22 protein-coding genes and 1 pseudogene are annotated in these 20,353 nt (G+C 38.5%); 7 read left to right on the forward strand and 16 right to left on the reverse strand.

The window, feature by feature from the left end:
- Window positions 1-19 precede the first annotated feature (19 nt).
- The 3 genes from MKL51_RS17150 to MKL51_RS17160 are packed head-to-tail and all read left to right on the forward strand — an operon-like array spanning window position 20 to window position 1,766.
- Window positions 20-592: a nuclear transport factor 2 family protein gene (locus tag MKL51_RS17150; protein ID WP_032005395.1), complete on the forward strand. Its 573-nt coding sequence runs from the start codon at window positions 20-22 to the stop codon at window positions 590-592.
- Entirely contained in the window at window positions 559-1,053 is a 495-nt protein-coding gene (locus tag MKL51_RS17155; protein ID WP_005073555.1) for a chalcone isomerase family protein, read from the forward strand. The genes MKL51_RS17150 and MKL51_RS17155 overlap by 34 nt, the downstream gene beginning before the upstream one ends.
- Before the next feature lie 17 nt (window positions 1,054-1,070).
- Window positions 1,071-1,766 carry a response regulator transcription factor gene (locus tag MKL51_RS17160; RefSeq protein WP_002119620.1) on the forward strand — a complete coding sequence of 232 codons (696 nt, stop codon included), beginning with the start codon at window positions 1,071-1,073 and terminating at the stop codon, window positions 1,764-1,766.
- Here the strand turns inward: MKL51_RS17160 and MKL51_RS17165 are convergent.
- From MKL51_RS17165 to MKL51_RS17210, 10 genes are all read right to left on the reverse strand, one after another.
- The gene (locus tag MKL51_RS17165) at window positions 1,763-3,091 is read right to left on the reverse strand and encodes a sensor histidine kinase (protein WP_005073552.1); all 1,329 of its coding nucleotides are present in this window, start codon (window positions 3,089-3,091) and stop codon (window positions 1,763-1,765) included. The genes MKL51_RS17160 and MKL51_RS17165 overlap by 4 nt on opposite strands.
- 32 nt (window positions 3,092-3,123) lie before the next feature.
- Window positions 3,124-4,170 carry an SAM-dependent methyltransferase gene (locus MKL51_RS17170; RefSeq protein ID WP_005073549.1) on the reverse strand — a complete coding sequence of 349 codons (1,047 nt, stop codon included), beginning with the start codon at window positions 4,168-4,170 and terminating at the stop codon, window positions 3,124-3,126.
- Window positions 4,171-4,178: 8 nt separating this feature from the next.
- Window positions 4,179-4,958, reverse strand: coding sequence for a DUF1295 domain-containing protein (locus tag MKL51_RS17175; RefSeq protein WP_005073547.1), 780 nt, complete (start codon window positions 4,956-4,958; stop codon window positions 4,179-4,181).
- Window positions 4,959-4,987: 29 nt separating this feature from the next.
- Complete coding sequence (locus tag MKL51_RS17180) at window positions 4,988-6,187, reverse strand: SAM-dependent methyltransferase (RefSeq protein WP_017480813.1); 1,200 nt, start codon at window positions 6,185-6,187, stop codon at window positions 4,988-4,990.
- On the reverse strand, window positions 6,184-6,975 hold the full coding sequence (locus tag MKL51_RS17185; protein WP_017480812.1) for a DUF1365 domain-containing protein: 792 nt from the start codon (window positions 6,973-6,975) through the stop codon (window positions 6,184-6,186). The genes MKL51_RS17180 and MKL51_RS17185 overlap by 4 nt, the downstream gene beginning before the upstream one ends.
- 21 nt (window positions 6,976-6,996) lie before the next feature.
- On the reverse strand, window positions 6,997-8,259 hold the full coding sequence (locus tag MKL51_RS17190) for an NAD(P)/FAD-dependent oxidoreductase (RefSeq protein ID WP_032005391.1): 1,263 nt from the start codon (window positions 8,257-8,259) through the stop codon (window positions 6,997-6,999).
- Window positions 8,256-9,227 (reverse strand): acyl-CoA desaturase, encoded by a 972-nt coding sequence (locus tag MKL51_RS17195; RefSeq protein WP_032005390.1) that lies wholly within the window; start codon window positions 9,225-9,227, stop codon window positions 8,256-8,258. The genes MKL51_RS17190 and MKL51_RS17195 overlap by 4 nt, the downstream gene beginning before the upstream one ends.
- Window positions 9,228-9,346: 119 nt before the next feature.
- Window positions 9,347-9,910, reverse strand: coding sequence for a lipocalin family protein (locus tag MKL51_RS17200; RefSeq protein ID WP_032005388.1), 564 nt, complete (start codon window positions 9,908-9,910; stop codon window positions 9,347-9,349).
- 96 nt (window positions 9,911-10,006) lie between these two features.
- Window positions 10,007-11,410, reverse strand: coding sequence for a heavy metal sensor histidine kinase (locus MKL51_RS17205; RefSeq protein ID WP_270904370.1), 1,404 nt, complete (start codon window positions 11,408-11,410; stop codon window positions 10,007-10,009).
- Window positions 11,407-12,078 carry a heavy metal response regulator transcription factor gene (locus tag MKL51_RS17210; protein WP_032005384.1) on the reverse strand — a complete coding sequence of 224 codons (672 nt, stop codon included), beginning with the start codon at window positions 12,076-12,078 and terminating at the stop codon, window positions 11,407-11,409. The genes MKL51_RS17205 and MKL51_RS17210 overlap by 4 nt, the downstream gene beginning before the upstream one ends.
- A gap of 125 nt (window positions 12,079-12,203) precedes the next feature.
- Between MKL51_RS17210 and MKL51_RS17215 the strand changes: the two genes are divergently transcribed.
- Entirely contained in the window at window positions 12,204-12,671 is a 468-nt protein-coding gene (locus MKL51_RS17215) for a GlcG/HbpS family heme-binding protein (protein WP_080973565.1), read from the forward strand.
- Between the two features lie 10 nt (window positions 12,672-12,681).
- Window positions 12,682-13,083: a hydroxyisourate hydrolase gene (gene uraH, locus MKL51_RS17220; protein WP_032005380.1), complete on the forward strand. Its 402-nt coding sequence runs from the start codon at window positions 12,682-12,684 to the stop codon at window positions 13,081-13,083.
- A 115-nt stretch (window positions 13,084-13,198) separates the two neighbouring features.
- Here the strand turns inward: uraH and MKL51_RS17225 are convergent.
- Window positions 13,199-14,103: pseudogene (locus tag MKL51_RS17225) on the reverse strand (NAD(P)/FAD-dependent oxidoreductase).
- A 105-nt stretch (window positions 14,104-14,208) separates the two neighbouring features.
- Here MKL51_RS17225 and MKL51_RS17230 point away from each other — a divergent pair.
- Entirely contained in the window at window positions 14,209-14,661 is a 453-nt protein-coding gene (locus tag MKL51_RS17230) for an Rrf2 family transcriptional regulator (protein WP_270904371.1), read from the forward strand.
- Between the two features lie 85 nt (window positions 14,662-14,746).
- On the opposite strand, the gene MKL51_RS17235 is transcribed toward MKL51_RS17230, so the two are convergent.
- From MKL51_RS17235 to MKL51_RS17250, 4 genes are read right to left on the reverse strand one after another with little or no spacing between them, the layout of a single operon-like run.
- Window positions 14,747-15,454 carry a PqiC family protein gene (locus MKL51_RS17235; protein WP_032005377.1) on the reverse strand — a complete coding sequence of 236 codons (708 nt, stop codon included), beginning with the start codon at window positions 15,452-15,454 and terminating at the stop codon, window positions 14,747-14,749.
- Complete coding sequence (locus MKL51_RS17240; protein WP_080973566.1) at window positions 15,444-17,111, reverse strand: PqiB family protein; 1,668 nt, start codon at window positions 17,109-17,111, stop codon at window positions 15,444-15,446. The genes MKL51_RS17235 and MKL51_RS17240 overlap by 11 nt, the downstream gene beginning before the upstream one ends.
- Before the next feature lie 7 nt (window positions 17,112-17,118).
- Window positions 17,119-17,928 carry a paraquat-inducible protein A gene (locus MKL51_RS17245; RefSeq protein ID WP_032005373.1) on the reverse strand — a complete coding sequence of 270 codons (810 nt, stop codon included), beginning with the start codon at window positions 17,926-17,928 and terminating at the stop codon, window positions 17,119-17,121.
- Entirely contained in the window at window positions 17,925-18,533 is a 609-nt protein-coding gene (locus MKL51_RS17250) for a paraquat-inducible protein A (RefSeq protein WP_032005371.1), read from the reverse strand. Before MKL51_RS17250 ends, MKL51_RS17245 begins: the two co-directional genes overlap by 4 nt.
- A gap of 299 nt (window positions 18,534-18,832) precedes the next feature.
- Between MKL51_RS17250 and MKL51_RS17255 the strand changes: the two genes are divergently transcribed.
- On the forward strand, window positions 18,833-19,042 hold the full coding sequence (locus MKL51_RS17255; protein ID WP_032005369.1) for a tautomerase family protein: 210 nt from the start codon (window positions 18,833-18,835) through the stop codon (window positions 19,040-19,042).
- 586 nt (window positions 19,043-19,628) lie between these two features.
- Here MKL51_RS17255 and MKL51_RS17260 read toward each other — a convergent pair.
- Window positions 19,629-20,353 (reverse strand): IS5 family transposase (locus MKL51_RS17260; RefSeq protein ID WP_104039724.1); only part of this gene is annotated, 725 nt, incomplete at its 5' end.

Genomic DNA, 20,353 nt, shown 5'->3' on the forward strand with positions numbered 1-20,353 from the left:
AGTTGGCTTGGATATCGACATGAAAATTATAACTACAGCCCTAGGGTTGGTTACTTTGGTAGGTTTAACGGCGTGTAAAAGTGTGCCTAGTTACTCAGGTGACTATGGCAAAGCTGAACAAAAAATTACTGGTATAGAATTAGATGATCAACAGGCGCTAGATGTCGGCAATCGTTTTGTCGCTGCATTTAATACGCTCGGTACTCCTTCTTTTGTAAATAATGCTAGCAATCTTTACGCTGATCAGCTCTATATCAACGATACACTCTCGCAGTTCTCTCAAAAGAAAGATCTGATTAAGCATTTTGAAGGCATGAATGCCCGAGTGAGTAATGTCACTGTAAAACTCATTAGTGCAACTCATCACCAAGATACAGCCTACATTCATTGGTACATGACCTATGACTTTAAAATGCTAGGTCGCTCAAAAACCATGGCTTCTTATGGAATTAGTCAAATTAAGATTAATGAGCAACAAAAAATTATTTTCCAGCAAGATTATTGGGATCCGGCAAATGGCCTTTACCGTTCTTTACCCATATTTGGAGGAGTATATAAATGGGTATTACCGTTCAAAAAAGTCGAATCTTGATATTTCTGGGAATCTTAATCGTATCTCAAGCGAATGCGGCTGAACTAAAAAAATGCAGTTCAGCTCCTTTAATGGTGACGAGCAAGAAAGTGGGAAATGTCAGTTACTTTGCTGAAGATTGCCTAAAAAATTGGCAGAACCAAAGCATCAAAATGGACTTTAGCTATAACCGCGATATTCCCGAGTGGGCATTTAAACGCGCAGCAACCCACTTTTTGAAGAAAAATGTTAGCGGCTTTGATGCGAAATCCCCGCTTAATCATATTAATGAACTATATAGGCCAATTAAGAGTGGAGATCTTTATAGTCTCTACTATCAACATGAAAATCAAAAACTAGAATTAAAATTAAACCAGAAGCTACTCGGCTCTTTGAACAATCCGAATGCAAATCAATATTTTAAAATCTGGTTTGGTAGCGAACCGTTTAATGCTAAATTAAAACAACAATTATTAAATTAATGGCTTAATAAAATCTCATGGGTAATCACTTTATCCTCATGGTTGAGGACCATTTTGAACTCGCAGCAACGGTCTGCGAATTTCTTGAAGTGCATGATTATGTTGTCGATCATGCACGTAATTTAGATGCTGCACGGACTTTTCTCAAATCTCAGCATTATCATCTTTTGTTGCTCGATATAAATTTGCCCGATGGCTCGGGTTATGACCTATGTAACTGGCTACGTACCGAACAAGGCGTTGATATTCCCGTTCTTATGCTCACAGCAAGAGATACTTTAGATGACAAACTTAAAGGTTTTACTGCTGGCACAGATGATTATTTGGTAAAACCTTTTGATTTTAATGAATTAGTGATGCGGATTCGTGCATTAATAAAAAGAGCAGCTGGTGAAGTCACTCACCATAAAATTCAAATTCACGACTTAATTCTTGATAGCTCAACTCAAACTGTGGTTCGTGCCGGAAATAATATCGAGTTACCCCCTATTCAATTTAAACTATTAAAAATTTTGATGCGCCAGTCTCCAAAAGTAGTGACTAAGCAAGAACTGATGATGGAATTATGGGGAGACGAAGAACCTGAAAGCGATGCGTTACGCAGTCATATCTATAACCTAAGAAAAATGGTTGATAAACCTTTTGATCCTAAACTATTACATACAGTGGCAGGTGTCGGTTTAAAAATTGCTTTGGAAGATTCCGCGACTTAACTTAAATAGACCACAACAATTAAGCCTGTGGTTGGCTCCAAATCGAGTTCAGGATGAGTGGTTAAATAATATTGTCGATCAAACAGCTCCACTCTCCATCCTAGTTGTTTGCAAAGCTTTTGTACCAATTGCAAACCAATTCCATGGCCTTTAGCCTTTAAGGAAAGTTGTGTGTCGCTTAGCTCTTGCACCTTTACATCGTTAGGTAAAGAAATTCCAATTCCATTATCTGCAATAATCAGGCTGTTTTTTTGTTGAATAATGTCGATTTGTGAGCCTTGAGAATAGTTCAGGGCATTACGTAAAATATTACCTAAAACCATTTGAGTCATCGAAGGATATAACCAACGTGGCTGCTCAGAAACATCAGGTTGAATATTAATTTGTATCCCTTTACCTGCACTTACCGCTTCTAAACTTTCAACAAGATCCTTTACCGTTTTCGATAATAAATTTTTCTCAGATGGCAAGCTCTGTACCGTATTACGTGCAATCGCAAGTAAGGTATCAACGAGCAGCTGCATATCTTCAATTGTGTTATGAAGACGGACTAAGGATTTATCGTCTCCGTATTTCGCCTGACACAGTTGTACATTACCTTTCAAAATGGTGAGTGGAGTGCGTAACTCATGGCTCACATCTCCAGTAAATTCTCTTTCACGTCGAATAAAATCACTTAAAACTTGATGATATTTTTCTAAAGCTTGTTTGAGATATTCGGCTTCCATGTTGCCATTGGTATTAATATCTCTAAAAGGAGATGCCTGAGTATCTTGATGTGCCCAATCAATATTTTCTAAAGCGTTCGCTAAGCGCGTAATTGGAGAAAAATAGCGTCTTGCTCTTCGGTTTGACCACCACAAAAAGCTATATAGAACAGATAAGCTGAACATCAGTGGAGCAAGACCAAATAACCAGATCAGCTTATTAACATTGCTTTCGCCAAATACCAATAGAACATGCTGACCATTACGCTCACCATAGACCGTCATTCGTTCTTTACCATCAACGAATACTCGGTGCACGCCACTCTCTAAATGCATGCCCCGAAAAGGTTGAGGCGCGGCCTGTGTATTCCACCGATATCCATATAAATTTTTAGTATCTGGTAAATCAGCATTTGGATTACGTTCTATGCGTAACCAGTAATGCTCCATTTCCTGTTCTAAAGCGGTTTTAAGTAAAGAGCCCTTAATCACCCAAGCACTACAAGCCAACCCGACCACGATCGATAATGCAATCAGACCAATCTGCAACCAGTAATATCGATTGAACATTTGGGCTAATGGATGACTCGCTTTGCCATCATGTCGAGTTTTTATCATATCTTTATCGCCGGGATAGGCTATAGAAATTACTATGATCGCTTTTTAAATAAAAAGTGACCAATGACCCATTCTTGACCTTGCTCAAAACCAAATAACTCAGCACAAGCCATGAAGAAAATACGCCAGCGTTGCCACCAAATATTGGCATCTTTTCCATAGATTTTTTTAAACAGGGGCTTCAGTTCGACTTCTTGGTTATCCATGTTATCAAGCCAAGCATTTGCCGTTCTCATATAGTGCTCACCCGACCACTGCCACTGTTGAGCCAACTCTAAATGCTCTTGAAAATGCAAAAAAGTCGAAGTCGAAGGCATTAAACCGCCAGTAAAGAAATACTTGGACATCCAATCATAATCTGATTTCACTTCAAAAGGATAATGTAAAAAGCGATGGCAAAAAATATGACACCAAAGTAAGCCGTCTGCTTTTAACCAGCCCTGAATTTTTTCAAAAAGACGTTGGTAATTACGAACGTGTTCAAACATTTCGACCGATACAACACGATCAAACTTGTCTTGGTCTAAGTCAAGTACATTCACATCACAGGTAAGCACTTCAACATTGGTTAAACCTCTCAATTCTGCTTGCCGAAGAATATGCTTTTTCTGAGTTGCAGAATTTGAAACAGCCGTAATCTGTGAGCCTGGATAGTTTTCTGCCATCCACAAAGTTAAAGAGCCCCAACCACAGCCTAACTCTAAAATCTGTTGACCGTTTTTAAGTTGTGCTCTTTCACAATAAAGCTGAAGAGCCAACTCTTCTGCCTGATCTAAAGTTGTTGTTTTAGTCGGAAAATAACACGCACTATATTTGAGTCTTTTTCCAAGCACCGCCTGAAAAAACTCGGTCGGCAATTCATAGTGCTGCTCGTTTGCCTTATCCGTTTCAACCGCGATTTCGCTCTTCTTCAGCATATTAAGCACATCCATGTAGCGCTGCGCTCCTTGCTCAGGGTCATAACGGCCTTCTTGGATTAAGCGCTTTTTACTTAAAGCACGAATTGCAGCTCGAATTGCATGATCTGGAATCACACCACTTTCAACAATTTTCAAAGACTGATGAACAATAAAATCCATATGCGCACCTATTTTTTGGGTTTTCGCGGAATAAACATTGATGTTTTTTGTTGATAATCAAGATAATTTTGACCGCGACTTTTAATTGCTTGTTTTTCACTAAATGGAATACCCGTGACGTAATATAAAAATAGCCACATCAGTAACGGATAAATCCACAATACATATTGGCCTGCCGCTAAACCAATAATTGGATAGGCAAACCAATGCAACCATTCAAAAAAATAATTGGGGTGACGTGAATAACGCCATAAACCCTGATCCATGGTTTTGCCATGATGATCTGGATTTAATTTAAATCGGTATAACTGCTGATCAGCGAGCTGCTCTCCAATAAAAGCAATTGCCATGATGACAGCTGCAATTACTAAAGCGACTTTATATCCACTACTCCATTCAATTGCCTCTACATTGAGTAGCGTCCACATCGGCAAAAAGAACAAAAGCACTAAAAGTGTTTGAAAGATAAAAAAGAATAAAAAGCCAATATGCTGAAACTTACCCATCGCTTTACGCATGCTCGCGTAACGGCCATCTTCTTTTTGTTCAGATTGATAACGTCTTAACAGATGCCAAAACAATCTTAAAAACCATAAGCCGCTAAAAATACCGATAAAAAGACGCACTTCAACTGGAGCAACTGAAATGAGTAAAGAAGACACGATAATGTTTACTGCCAGACAGAAACTCCATGCAGCATCTACAATTCCAGCTCGGCCATTTAGAGTGGCAAGTAACCAGCTCAGCAACATGATCATTAAATCTAGAATCAGTAAATTCCAAAACATGAGCAGTCTCCTTACTTGAGCGGTTTGAGTCAGTAACTGGTACTTTCAAACAACAAGTGAACATTGCTTATCACGCCTTCTTTAAAACCACCTTCGCAATAACATAAATAGAAATCCCACATGCGGATGAAGTTTTCATCAAAACCTAAAGCCAATACTTGTTCCCGCGCCGCTAAAAAACGCGCTCGCCAGTGATGAAGTGTTTGCGCATAACTTAAACCAATATCATTTAAATGTTTTAACCTTAAACCGCTTTCAGAAGCAGTTTGAGTTAATACACTTATGCTAGGAATAAAGCTACCAGGGAAAATATAGCGCTTAATATAATCAACTGTATTTAATGCTTTTTTATACCGGAAATCTTCAATAGTAATGGCTTGAATAAATGCCAACCCTTTCGGTTTTAAGAGTGCTTTACATTGATCAAAGTATGTCGATAAATATTGCGCACCAACCGCCTCAACCATTTCAATTGAAACCAGCTTATCGAACTTGCCTTCGAGCAAACGGTAGTCTTTAAGTTGCACATCAATTCGATGTGCCAAGCCAGCTTCATTTACACGAGTAACGGCTTCATCATATTGAGCTTGTGAAATGGTAATGGTGGTTACTCTACAGCCATAATGTTGAGCTGCATAAATGGCAAAACCACCCCACCCACTTCCAATTTCAACCAAATGATCTAGCGGTTTTAAATCTAACTTTTTACAAATGATCTCTTTTTTTAAATCAGATGCTTCTTCGAGGGTCATGCTTTCATTTTCGAAAACTGCGCTCGAATACATTAAAGACGGATCTAGAAATAATTTAAAAAAGTCATTGCTTAAGTCGTAATGCTCAGCAATATTTTTACGGCTACCACTTATAGAATTCTTTCGATTTTGATACCAAGCTTTAAGAAAAAACTGGCTCGCTTGAGCAATAACATTCTGGTTGATTTGGTCCAATACAGCTCGGTTACGTGCCAAGATTTGAATCAACTCGACAAGGTGCTCGCTGCTCCAGTCACCACGGATGTAGCCTTCTGCTGCTCCCAAAACACCATTTTTTAAAATGAGATCCATCAATAAAGGATTGTGAACTTCAATCACAGCATGTAAGTCTGAAACTTCACCGACCGTCCCATTCCACGCGCCCTGAAAAGTGATCTGTCCATGACGTAGTTTGAGAAGACTCTTGAGCAGTAACGGTAGTGAGTCATCTTCACCATAAAGAAATGTTTTTATCATGTCTTATCTACCTTGATCTTTTTAGGATGACGATAAAATGGAACTTTTTTTCGCCACAACTTAAATGCCTCTAAATATATTGAAAACAACATTTTAAAAGGTGCTAGGCTGTTTATAAGAGCATATCGATATTGCTGTGAAGGAAATGTGATGGGCACAAGCTCAAAACGCATAGTGGCATCAAAGACTTGTTTTTGCTCTTCAAAAAGCTGCATGTGAATGACATTCTGCTGATCTGAAAAACTAAATCGCCAACGGTAAGTCAACTGCATGGGCATGAACGGCGAAACATGAAATGATTTTTCAAAGTTAAAATCGAAACTTTGATAGTCACCTACCTGTCCTTGTTGTTTTATACAGTCATGTGTATAGACTTTTCGTTCATTCCACGGGGTATTGGTGATTTCACTAAGAATAAAGAGCGGTTTTCCAGCTTTATTTAAAACAAAATAAAATACGACCGAATTAAACCGAAAACCCAAACAACGAGGCAAAGCCAACACTCGAATTTGCCAGTCTGGCCGAAGATGTAAGTGATTATTTTGCAGTATCGCTTTCTCTACTCTTTCTCTTATAGAACCGTGATACATGTTTAAAAAATCATTTTTAGATAGATTTAATACATTCCAATGATCCGTCGACCAGAGTGAACAATCTTTTGTGATATCAACTAATTGATCTGGATCGAACCATAAATAATTTAAGGTCGATGTAAACTCATGCGGTTTAGGGTTATAACGCCGATGACGAATAAGCGCAGGAGCGATAGCAAGTTTATTTAATAACATTTGAAAGCTCCTTACTTATTCTTATAACGCTAAGAGTTGCTCAACAACACATGCTGCACTGCGGGCACCATCTTCATGAAAGCCCCAGCCCCAATATGCTCCACAAAATGAAGTACGATTTTGCCCATTAATTTCATACCAACGAGATTGAGCTTGAATCGCTTTTGCATCAAATACGGGATGTCGATATTGCCGCTCAACCAAGATGTCTTCGGCTTTGATTTTCATATTCGGATTTAAAGTAGAAAAAATTTGAGTAGTGCAGGATAAATTCTGCAAATTATTCATCCAGTAGGTAAAACCATAATGTATGTCGGCCTCATCGTTTTGGACTTGAGATTTTGGTGTTACATGTACATGCCAGCTTGCCCACTGCAAACGGCTTTTAGGCATAATTGAAAGATCACGATGGACGACCATTCGATTATCTTGATAACCAAATTGGCTTAATATTTCTTGTTCAAGCTCTGACGCATCTTTAATTAAATTTAGGCTATCGTCAGCGTGGCTTGCAAAAATCACCCAGTCATATTGGGCTTGCCCTTCAACGGTTTCGATCAACACAGTTTCTGGTGAACGACTCACAGCTTTTACTTCTGCAAATTTCCACTTAATGGATGGGCAATTCTTTTGAATAGCACGAATATAGCTTGCTGAACCGTGTTTAACTGTTTGCCATTGTGGGCGGTCTTTTAACTGCAACATGCGGTGATGTTGAAAAAAGCTCACCACAAATCGATATGGAATTTGTCCTACTTGCTCAAAGGGTGCCGACCATAAGGCACCGCACATCGGATAAAGATGCTCATAACGGAACTCATGACTATATTTGTGAAGGTCCAAATACTCTTCAATCGATAAATTAGGATCAATATCTGCCACATCTATATCTTTATTGTCATCATAAAAACGCAGCAAATCTGAGAGCATTTGCAGAAATTTTCGGTTTAAAAAGTTCTGCGGACGGGCAAAGAGCGACCATTTTTTTGAAGGATTATATTGAAGTCCACTGACCAGATTATTCACAGAAAAACTCATATCGCTGCTTTGAGTTTCTACGCCTAATTTTTTAAGCATGTCGGTAAATAACGGATAGTTATAGTCATTAAACACAATAAAACCACTATCTACCGCGACTTTAGTGCCTTCTATCTCTAGCTCGTGAGTATCAGTATGACCGCCAAAATAATTATTTTTTTCATACACAGTGACTTGATGTTGTTCTGACAATCTCCAAGCTGCGTAAAGTCCAGATATACCCGAACCAATAATGGCAATTTTCATAACACTTCACCGTTTTCAATTTTTTCTATCGATAAATTTTTAATCTTTTTGTATTGATAAACCTTGTCTGGTACTGGCTTTAGCCCCCACACCAAACCAAATATAGACATCAGTTTGAGCACATAAAAAGTGATATCAATCTGCCACCAATAAAAACCTTGTCGCACACTGCCTGCGTAAAAGTGATGGTTGTTGTGCCATCCTTCACCCAAGGTAATTAAAGAAAGTAGGAAGTTATTACGGCTATCATCTGGGGTATTAAAATCACGTGAACCATAACGATGAGCGAGTGAATTAATACACAAGGTTGCATGTGTTAATAGAACAGTGGAAATCACAAATCCCCACACTAAAAGTTGTAAGCCATTGGTGCCCAACTCAGGGAAATGTTGTGCAAGCCACGAACCTAAACCATAAATTGCTAAGGCCGTCAAAATCACAATAGGCAAACTAAATCGGTCTAGCCAAATCAGCTCTGGATATTTCAACCAGTCTTTAATGACTTTTTTTCGAGTAGCAAAATTTTGCTCATTTAAAAACCAGCCTACATGCGAATACCAGAAGCCTGCTTTTGCTGAATGCGGGTCCTGATCGGTGTCGGTAAAATGGTGATGATAACGGTGATGGGCTGCCCACCATAAAGGTCCGCGCTGCGCACTCATGGTTCCAATCAGTACAAAAATGAATTGAACAATACGTGATGTCTGAAAAGTTTTATGCGAAAGATAGCGGTGGAAAAAAGCAGTAATTGCAAACATGCGAAGAAAATAAAACCCTAGCATGAAGAACACAGCGAACCAAGATACGCCCACCCAAAATGCAGCTAAACAAGCGATATGTAATAAAATAAAAGGAATAATTCTTAACCATTGAATGTTCTTTTCAATGACATATTCGCTAGCAGCACCCACTTGCGCATTTTCTGAATCTGACCAGCTATCGATCCAGCGCAGAAAAAATTTAGACATTGATTCTTCCTGATCTAAAGCATTTCTTTTGGTTCTAATTTAGAAAATGCGCAATGAATTTTATGTGAAGTTCACTCGGTTACGAGATAAATATAAGCATCTACGCAACCAGCATTTCACTATTTAGACTGTGTTGTCTTAATGAGTTTAGAAACGTCGTAGCCATAGCTTTTTGCGGTTTGCAGATAAGACTGATATGTCGCCTCATCAAGTTGAGGGCTACGAGAAAGAATCCATAAATATTTATGGCTTGGGCCACCGACTAAAGCAACCTGATAATTTGGGTCAACTCTTAAAACCCAGTAATCGCCTTTTGTAAAAGGAATCCATCTAAGACCAGAAGGTAAAAAGCTCACCTTCAATTTACTGTTGCCTTCATTTTGCGGATAAGCAACTCCTTCAGATGAGATCATTTCGCCTTTTTTTGTCGTACAGCTATTTAAAACACCAACGGTTTTGTCCGCGTTAATAGAATAGTTTGCAGTTGTATTGGCTACACAATTACGCTGAAAAAACATCGGTAAATGCGCAATTTCATACCACTTACCTGCGTATTTATTAATATCAATAGAATCAACAGCGACAGGTTTAGTATTGGTGTCTGCAAAGGTGCTCAAAGGAAGCATTAAACTGACCGCTGCAAGGCTACTGCTGATGACAAGTGATTTAAATAATAATTTCATGATTGCCCTCTTCTGTTTATTTCATACGTTTAAACATACTTCAGAGGGCTGTGAACAAAGTGTGAATTTTCAAAATTAAGCAACATTAATAAGGATTTAATTGTATTTCTTTAGAGCATCTGCAACTGGAAAATCAAGCTCAAAGCACACACCCTCAACCGTGTTATAAACTCGATAGAGGCCATGATGTAGATCCATAATTGAAGCAACAATCGATAAGCCTAATCCACCTGTTTGATTCTCATCACTTCGACTTGAGTGGCATTGGTAGAATCTTTCAAAAAGATGCTCAAGTTGATGATCTGCAATTGAAACACCTCCCGTTACCACAGTCAGGCTGACCCATTGCCTATGTTCAATCATCTTATGTTTAGTCGTGATATAAATAGTTCGCTTGTCACCACCGTGAACCAACGCATTTAAAACAAGGTTATAAACGGCTCTTTGAAAAAGCTCAGGATCTGCAAATAACGTTTTAGCTTCTAAGTTAAAACTAAAATGACAGTCTTGTTCCTCGGCCTGATATTCAAAAATCTGGTTTAGCATATCCATAACATCTTGGAGATTTATTTCTTGTTTGTTTACAAGAACCATTTTCTGATCGGCTCTTGCTAAGAAAAGCATGCTGTCAATCATGCGTTTTAATCTATGGTAATCGTCTAAATGAGAAACCAGTAAATCTTCATATTGCTCAACCGAGCGTTCACCAGTTAAAGCAATCTCGGTTTGCCCAATCAAATTATTTAAAGGTGTTCGGAACTCATGAGCGATATCTTCAGAAAAACGGTTGAGCTGTGTATAGCTTTTTTCAATACGCTCAAGCATGTGATTTATATCTTTTGAAAGTAGCTCAACTTCTAATGGTGAATTTGATAGGTTTAATCTTTTCTGGAGCTGATTTACGTTAATAGAATGAGTTTGCTTACGAAGCTGTTGTAGCGACCTTAAACCTAAATGACACACTAAAATGCAAAGTACAAAAATTGCAAACACGCCCCCAACCACATACATCAAGAGACTTTCTTGAAAAGGTAAAAGAATGTTGATGCGTTCCGACCACTGTTTACCTGCAATCAGTAGATAAGGCTCGTTATTAATTTTTATGGTTTTCCAAGCAATACGCGTTGGATATGAGTTATTGGCTAAATCTTGAAATTGAAGACTGTCACGCTGTGCAAGTTCAGGTAACTGAATATGGAGCGGATTGATATTAATTAAAGTTTTGTCTTTATGGATGAGCAGAAACAAGTTGTCTTGGTTACCGAGCATGTTTTGATACAGCTTAGGACGCGCAATAATTTGCTCTACATTTTCGCTATCTTGCAGCAAAATTTCCAAACGATTAATTCTGTCTGCTAAAGCTTTATCTTGCTGCTTCAATAAAATTTGATTAATGCCTAAATAGGTCATAAAGCCGACTGAACATAAAATTAAGGCAGAACAAAGCGTGACCAGTAATGTAATACGGACTTCAAGAGAACGTAGAAATTTAAAGTTCATAAGCTAACCGAAATTTTATAGCCCAAGCCACGTATGGTATGAATGAGTTTTAATTCATATCCTTCATCAATTTTGCTTCGTAAACGGCGTACCGCAACGTCAATAAAGTTGGTATCGGTATCAAAGTTAATATTCCAAACCTCTGAACCAATTTGTCTGCGTGTCACAATTTGCTCTTTGTTGAGCAATAGATAGCGCAACAAATTAAATTCGGTTTTGCTCAGCTCAATTAAGTTTCCGTTACGCCATACTTTATGACTGACCACATCCATCTTTAAATCACTAATAGACAACTCATTTTCTTGCAGATATTGCTGTCGTCTTAACAGACTTTTAATGCGTGCCAACAGTTCAATATAGGAAAAAGGTTTAGCCAAGTAATCATCTGCGCCCAACTCTAACCCTTTCACTCTATCTACGACCTGATCTTTTGCCGTTAAAAAAATCACCGGAATTTTTGAAAACTGGCGTAGGACTTGTAATACGCTCCAGCCGTCTATGTCTGGCAGCATGACATCAAGAATAAGCAAGTCATATTTATCTCTCTTTAGCATTTCCAAACCTTGCAGCCCTAAGTAAACACACTCCGCTTGATATCCAGACTCTTTTAATCCTTTGACCAAATAAGTGGCGATCTTGATCTCGTCTTCAATAATAAGGATACGCATTTTGTAGAGACTCATTTGAAAGATGACAACTTTGTAATGTGATTGTCATGCTTGAAATTAAGCAATTTGTTTAAGATTTTCAAAGCGACATAGAGGCAATCATCATGAAAAAATTGAACTGGCTGATGTTAGCAGCCGTGCTATTCGGTAATAGTACTTTTGCACAGCCCCCTGCTTTGAATCAAGTTTATTCGTTAGATCTTCAAACTGCCCATCTGCTAGCCGACAGTGCAAAAGAGGTATGCAAAAAATTAAATCAAAACATTGCGGTTGTTGTTGTAGATCGCGGTGGTAATCCATTAACTGCCGAACGGCATGAGTTGGTGGGCCCGCATAACTTAATGGCTGCCGAGAAAAAGGCCTATACCGCGTTATCTACCAAAACATCGACCTTAGTTTTAAGCCAAAACAGTAACCAAAACCCCGATGCAAAAAATTTAACCACGGTAGCAAATTTACTTTTGTTAGGCGGCGGCATACCTGTTCGTTTTGAGAAGCAAGTAATCGGAGCGATTGGGGTTGCAGGTGCTGGCGGCGCACAAAATGACAATCAATGCGCAAGCAAAGCCATTGAAACCGTTTTTCATTCATAAGGAGTTCACCATGACTAAATCATTTATTGCTTTATCTTCGTTATTTATTGCTGCCGCTACATTTGCACAAACTAATCCGCTAAGTGTGCATGTGTTAAATCTAGAAACGGGTTTACCCTCTTCTCAGGTTGAAGTCGTTTTAGAGAAAAACACCAATAACCAGTGGGTTAAACTCAACCAGCAAGTAACCGATTCAAATGGTCGTATTACTGCCCTCTATCCAGAAAATAAAAAACTAGAGCAAGGTGTTTATAAAGTTACTTTTAAAACTGAAGACTGGTTTAAAAAGAACAAACAACAAACTTTTTTTGCCGAGGTTCCTGTAATTTTTAAAGTCGATGGAAGCGTAAATCACTATCATATTCCGTTACTACTTAGCCCTTACGGTTACTCAACCTATCGAGGCAATTAAAATAAAAAACCCCTTTATCTGTTACACAAATAAAGGGGTTGGTTAAAAGCAATTTCTACAATTCAACTGAGACCCTACATTCGTAATGATCTTAGTAGAATGCAGTTTTCCTAATTTACGATGAACCATTAAGAATAAGCGAACGGTGAGCGCTTACCCCTGCCATCATTCCATCTGCAACTGCGAATGGTACCGAACCACCTAAACGTGCAATATCACCGCAAGCAAAAACCCCTTTTACCGTGGTGTCTTTTGTCGCGTTTGTTTTGATTATTTGTCCAAACGGCGTGTCTTCGACTTCACATCCAAGCTCGGCCAGCCAAGGTTGAGTAATATATGTACGTGTTGGAATAAACAGTCCATCCAGAGCAATAACCTTTCCATCGGTAAACACAATCTCTGCCTCACCTCTGATTTCCTGAATAAGACATGGCTCTACAATCACTCCACGTTTTTGTAAGGAAGTATGCCATTCTGTATGAATGAGTTGATCATTTCCATTAAGTAAAAGCGTGGTTGGGCCCCAATCAGGTAGCATCATTGCCAATTGTAAGCTGTGTTCTGAAGTGGCCAAGATACCGATTTTCCTTGTTCTAATTCATATCCATGACAATATGGACAGTGAAAAACTGTTTTTCCCCATCTTTCAGCTAAACCCGGTATTTCGGGCAACTGGTCGGTCACTCCTGCCGCAATAATAATTTTTTTAGTTTGAATGGAATACACCCCATCAATACAAATACAAAAGCCTTCATCTATTTTTGCGATTTTTTTAACTCCTCCATTTTGCCAGTGAACAGTGCTATATGCTTCTAATTGTTTTTTTGCAATTTCAATAATTTCACTAGCTTGAGTTCCATCTTGTGTAAGGAATCCATGAGAATTTTCAGCAAAACGATTTCTTCTTTGCCCTGCATCAATTATCGCAATGTTTCTACGTGCACGGGCTAACGGCATTGCTGCCGATAAACCCGCATAACTGCCGCCAATAATCGCAACGTCGTACAGCATTTTGTCCACCCTTAATAAGTAACTTATGAAGTTACATTAATGCTTTTTATTTTAATTTGCAACTTTTCATGTTACATTTTATATATTCTATTAATCGCGCTGTTTTTTGTGCTTATGCGTACCAACAATAAACTTTCCCGAATACTTCATGTGCTTTTACATATGGCGAGGCAAAATCGCAGTTTTACTTCTGAAGAAATTGCAAAAATGCTATCAACTAATCCTGTAGTTATCCGTCGTACCATGGTTGGATTAAAACAGGCTAACTTCGTACAGTCAGAAAAAGGACCTGGTGGTGGTTGGCACTTAATAGGAGATATCGAAAAAATTACGCTTCTTGATATTTATAATGCTGTTGGTGAACCAACAATTTTTGCAATGGGCAATGAAAGAAAAAATCCGGAATGTGCTGTAGAACAAGTTGTCAATGCAGCTCTAGATTCAAGTATTCAAGCTGCACAGGCGATTTTAATTCAGCGTTTAAAAGACACTACCCTAGCCGATCTTGCAAGATCATTTGATCAAATCTGTATTGAAAAAGGATGGGATTTAAAACACTCACATTGAGTAATTTTTTCCTCACGTGCTTTTAACTAAAAAAAGCTCCTTAAATGTAAGGAGCTTTAATTTGAAGTGATTTCAAAATTCTTAACTACGAACAAACACCATTGCTAATAACCAATTTTTTGTTTGAATCTAGCGCCACAATTGAAGAAGAAACCGTATTAATAATTTGGGTCATCGCTTCACTTGAAGCATTCACAATACCTTCCATCTTTTTAGCTTTTTGATCAATCGGTTGCCTAAAAGCAATTCGACAATTGAGCTGAGATCCTGCATTCGTGATGACTTTTGCATTATTTGACTCTAATTGAGTGGGCGGTATTTGACGCTTCACTACCCAAGACACCGCAATATTAATATAGCTTTTATCTACAATATCAAAATGAGAAAAGTCTGTAGAAACTCGATATAAAGGCTGATTGTTTCCAGCTAGCCCACTGCTATAACTGTCAATTGCCCCTAATTTTTGCTGTAAACCCGCCGACAAGGTATCGCGTAATTGCGTACCCATGGTCGATGTCCAGCGTTCATTGTTTAACACCGTAGACTTACCACTACTGTCTTGAAGTACCAAAGGCGCACGGTCCAATCGGTCTGGAATCCCTACGGGTAATACCTCAATCACCTGCACAGTTGATTTTGTAGCCGCAGTAATTTTAGGGGACATCGTATAATAATTTGGCGTTGGTGAACTCGAACATGCCGTCATGGCAACAGCCGTTAAAAACAGGCCGCTCCCAAGCAGCCATTTGGCTGCTTTAGGATGTTGAAAAGATAGAGTGTTTTTATTTTTCATCATCGGTCTCTGGTGTCTTACCACGAATAATTGATTCAGGATGTTGCTCAATATAGTCTGCCATTAACTGTAATGAAGCAGCTGCACGTGTCATTTGCTGCAATGCTTTACGTACGTCTTGTTGTAATGGCGCATCGCTCGACAAAATAGACTCTGACGATCTTACAGTTTTACGAACATCGTCTAAGGTTGCTTGTAAACCAGGTGCAACTTTTCCATCTAACTGTTTAACCAGTTTGTCGGTAGACTCAATGGCTGTGTTCATATTGTTGAGCGTTTTACGTACATCTTGCCCAATCTCAACTAACGGGAATTTAGTTAACTTGTCAGCAATCTGAGAAACTTGTGCTTGTAAGCCACTCAATTCAGTTGGTGTAGTTGGAATCACTACACGGTCATCACTCAAAATTTGTAATGTGGCTGGTTTAGCTTTAGGGAACTTATCTAGGGCAATATAGTTTTGACCCGTGAGAAGGTTGCCTGTTCTCATTTGAGCACGCCATCCATGTTCAACAAAATCTTTGAAAATATTGCTGTTTGGATTGAGTGCTTGACCATTTTCAACACGTGAAGGATAAATAACCGCCTCAACACGCATACGAATCTGCTTATAGTTGTTATAAAACTCTGCATTAATCGATTTAACATTACCAATTTCAATACCCATGAAATCAATTGGTGCGCCAACAGACAGTCCACGTAATGAATGATCAAAGTACATAATCACACCACGAGGTTGCCCGTCAGGTTCTTTTAATGCCTCAGATTTCGAGTCCCACAGATTAAAGCGACTATGATTTGCCGCTGTAGTAGCACGCGAGCTTTCAGGGATTCCAAAAGCAATACCGCCCGCGACAATACTTGCCAGCGATTGAGTATCTAAACTAAATCCTGAAGCATTTAAGCTCACATCGATCCCACTCGCTTGCCAAAAACGTGCATCGGTGGTGACAAACTTGTCATATGGTGCACGGATAAAAGTTTGCAGCTCTACAGTTTTACCATCATCAGATAACTTATAGGCTGTAATTTGCCCCACATTAATTCGACGATAATAAATTGGGGAACCGACATCTAAAGACCCCAAATCATCTGCATTTAAGAAAAATTCTTTGCCCGGCACATCGGAAGTAATCACTGGCGGTATTTCTAAGCCAGTAAATTCAAGCTTTTTCTCTTCCGACTTGCCACCATCCACTTCAATATATGAACCTGACAATAATGTGTCTATTCCTGAAACCCCACTCGTCCCAATACGTGGTCGCACAACCCAAAACCGTGAATCTTTTGCGGCAAAGTTACTGGCATCTTTACGCAAATCAATTCTGGCAATCACGTGTGAACGGTCTTCTGAAAGATCAATCTGGCGTACTACACCAATATCCACCTGTTTATAACGGACCGTTGTTTTACCCGCGACCAATCCCTCAGCCGTTCTAAAAGACACGTCAATGGTCGGGCCGTGAGACAAGAGCGCTTTTATCGCTAATGAAAGCGCGATTAAAAGAGCAACCAATGGAATGAGCCAAATTAAAAGAGGCTTCCACCGACTTTTCTTTTCTTGGGGTTCTGGCAAATCATTCACGCTATCCAGTTCAACATCTGGATCACGACGATCTGAGTTACCAGGGGTTATTTCATTTTCAGACATACTCATTGTTCTTTTATTGACTGGGATTAATGGAATCATTATTCAACGGCGGGTGTTCAGCCTGAATAATCTTGGTTTTATTTGAGGCAAAAGTAGAAGGTTTATTTGTATTTTGAGATGCGTAGAAGTTATCCCAAATAAGTCGTGGGTCAAAACTTAAAGATGCAAACATGGTTAACACTACAACTGCACCAAAAGCGATCGAACCCGGCCCTGCTAAAATCGTAGCAAGCGATTGAATCTGAATAAGCGCTGTTAAGAGTGCCACCACAAATACATCAATCATTGACCAACGGCCGATAAACTCGACAACTCGATATAATTTAACGCATTGCTCAGGTAAAAACTTCCAAGCTGACGATTGTTGCAGATATACTGCCACCAATAAAAAATACAAAATCAGTAGCTTTAGCATGGGAATAAAAATACTGGCCATGAAAATGACCACTGAAACCAGATAGTCTCCACTTTGCCAAAAGTAAATGACCCCACTCATGATGGTATCTTGCTGGCTACCCAACAGTGAGTCAGTCACCGTCATTGGAAGTACATTGGCTGGAATATAGAGAATGGTCGCAGCCACCACTAAAGCAAAGGTACGGTTTAAACTCGCTGGTTTACGTGAGTGCAGCACGCTATTACAACGAATACAACGTAACACCTGATGGCTTTGGTTGAGTCGTCTCTTTTCATTTTGAGCAGAATTTACAACCCCACAGCAATGACACACAATTAATGAGAGATCTTTGGCTCTTGGATATTGCTTAAGCATTGACCCTTGCTGCGAGATTTGTGTTTGGGTCACATTTTTTATCGTTTTCATGGCAGTGACCTATCAATTTCGTTCCATATATCACTCACCTTTATGGAAGTAATATAGACCAACAATACACTTAAAATCGCAAATGCCCATAACGCAATCTCGGGAATCACCAACACCATTCCCATTAACTTCACAAGCGTGACCAAGATTCCAATTAAGAAGACCTCAACCATTCCCCACACTCTCATAAAATAAAGTGTACGTAAGGCAAATACTAAAAATGTGGGTCTTTTCTTCAATACGCTTACTGTGCCCAACACATAGGAGAGTAATAAAAGATAGGAAAGTGGCACAATAAAAGTGGTGATTAAAATAAGAATGCCAACAAAAGCCCGATCATAATGAAACATCACCCAGACCGCACCCAGTAAGGTGGTTTCAGAGATGTTGCCCTGCAATTCAATTTTTACAATAGGAAAGCTATTGGCAATAATAAATACAATTAATGCCGTTAAGATTAAAGCCAACAGTGTCGAAAAAGGTTTGGTGTGCCGATAGAGTTCAGCACCGCAGCATAAGCAATAAGCTCTTTTTCCATAAGCAAGCGGGGTTCTACGATAGACAGTATCGCATTCCTCACAACCTGCTAATTCTTTAAGCTTCATAGTTATACTCTAAGGTTTATCATTTTACTGTGTCACACAAAGCTCTTTTTATTACTAAGATAAATTAAAATATAAATCAATCTAAAAGCTATATCAGACAATGTAAATTACCATGACTACTGTTCAATATATTGTTGAAACTACTAAATAATCTGTACGTATTCGGTGATCAAATCAAAATAGTTTTATAAAGTCAAAAACTTATGCTCAAATAGCACACTTTTTCACCCAAGTAGCTGAGAGCGTAAAATGACTAGACTCTCACTATTGCTTAACATCTCCCCCGCTCTGAAAAATTTATGCTGCTGTACATTACTTCCGGTAAACCCAGAACAGCTCAGCAAAAATCAGATTTAATGCAGCATGGGACAGCACAACTCCACCAGGAACTTAATATTCCAGAGCAAGATGTCATGTTTGTGATTGGGCAAAACAGTGCTGAAGATTGGTGCTTTGGTCATGCACAGCGAGCAGATCTTTACTTAAAAATGTTAACTTCGAAACAGTAATTCCAAAGTTTTAAATCACTATAAGCCACTATTTTCAAGGTAATAAATATTTTTAAATATCAAGCTTCGATAACCAGAAGCTTTTTATTTAAAAATGAACACGGTTCAAGTTGATTTTATGTTTTTCTTTAAAATAAGTATTATTATGAAGATTTATTTAAATGTATTCCAAATATATTAAAAATTAATTTATGCGACACAATTATCAAAAAATTAATTTTAAGTAGATTGTTTTTTAATTTATATAAAAATTAGGACCAGCCTAACAATTAAAAATTAATCACTTAAATATCAATAAACTAAAAACTTTTTTTCAAGATTAGATATAAGCAAGACGCTTTAATTTCATAAAATATTCTTTATATTATTGTAAATAAATTTTAACCATTATTAAAAAATTAATAGTTGATTTAAATACTCAGAATTACCACCACCCCTTGGATCACAAGCATTTTAAACTCATTAATTCTTATAATTAAACTTAAGAAAACCACCAAACTTAAAGGTTTGCTTAAGTAATTTTCATATTGTATTGGCTTTGTTGCATAAAGCCTTTGAAGGTAAAGTTTTCCTAAGTTGCTAAAATTTAGGTTACAACTTGGGTATGAGGTCTGCCTAATTCTGTAAATTTATTTAATACGGCTACACGTGCATGGATCTCATTCACTTGGCTGTCAAAATTCCTTGAGTAGAGTTTATCGCCTAATAATTTGATGCAATGCATCTTGGTTTCGACCAAACTTCGCCGATGATAACCAGACCACTTTTTCCAAAGGGCTCTTCCTAGACGCTTAACTGTTTTTAGTAATTCATTTCTCTCTTGCGAATGAACTTTTGTATCTTTCCACGGTTTCGCATTTTTTCTTGGCGGAATCACCGCATATGCTTGACGATCTGAGATCACTCGTCTGCAGCATTTAGTGTCATAGGCTCCATCGGTATAGACAGAATCTACTCGCTCATCAAGTGGTATTTGACCAAGTAAATCACCGAGCACCTGTGAATCACTGATATTGTTCGTTGTGAGCTGAACTGCACGTATTTGCAGCGTTTCAGCATCTATACCAATGTGAAGCTTACGCCATTGTCGACGATATTCAGGCTGATGTTTCTTCCGTTTCCATTCACCTTCGCCCAAAAACTTTAAACCAGTTGAATCTACGAGTAGATGTAGACCATTGCTACTTTTTTGGTAGCTAATCGCAATATCAATATGTTTTTGTCTTCTGCAAAGCGTCGTATAGTCTGGCGCTGTCCAATCTAATCCGCAAAGTTTAATCAGGCTTTGTACAAAGCCAGTGACCATGCGTA

Origin of the sequence: Acinetobacter sp. AOR18_HL (assembly GCF_027855145.1) — a bacterium.
In the GTDB taxonomy this organism is placed as follows: domain Bacteria; phylum Pseudomonadota; class Gammaproteobacteria; order Pseudomonadales; family Moraxellaceae; genus Acinetobacter; species Acinetobacter pittii.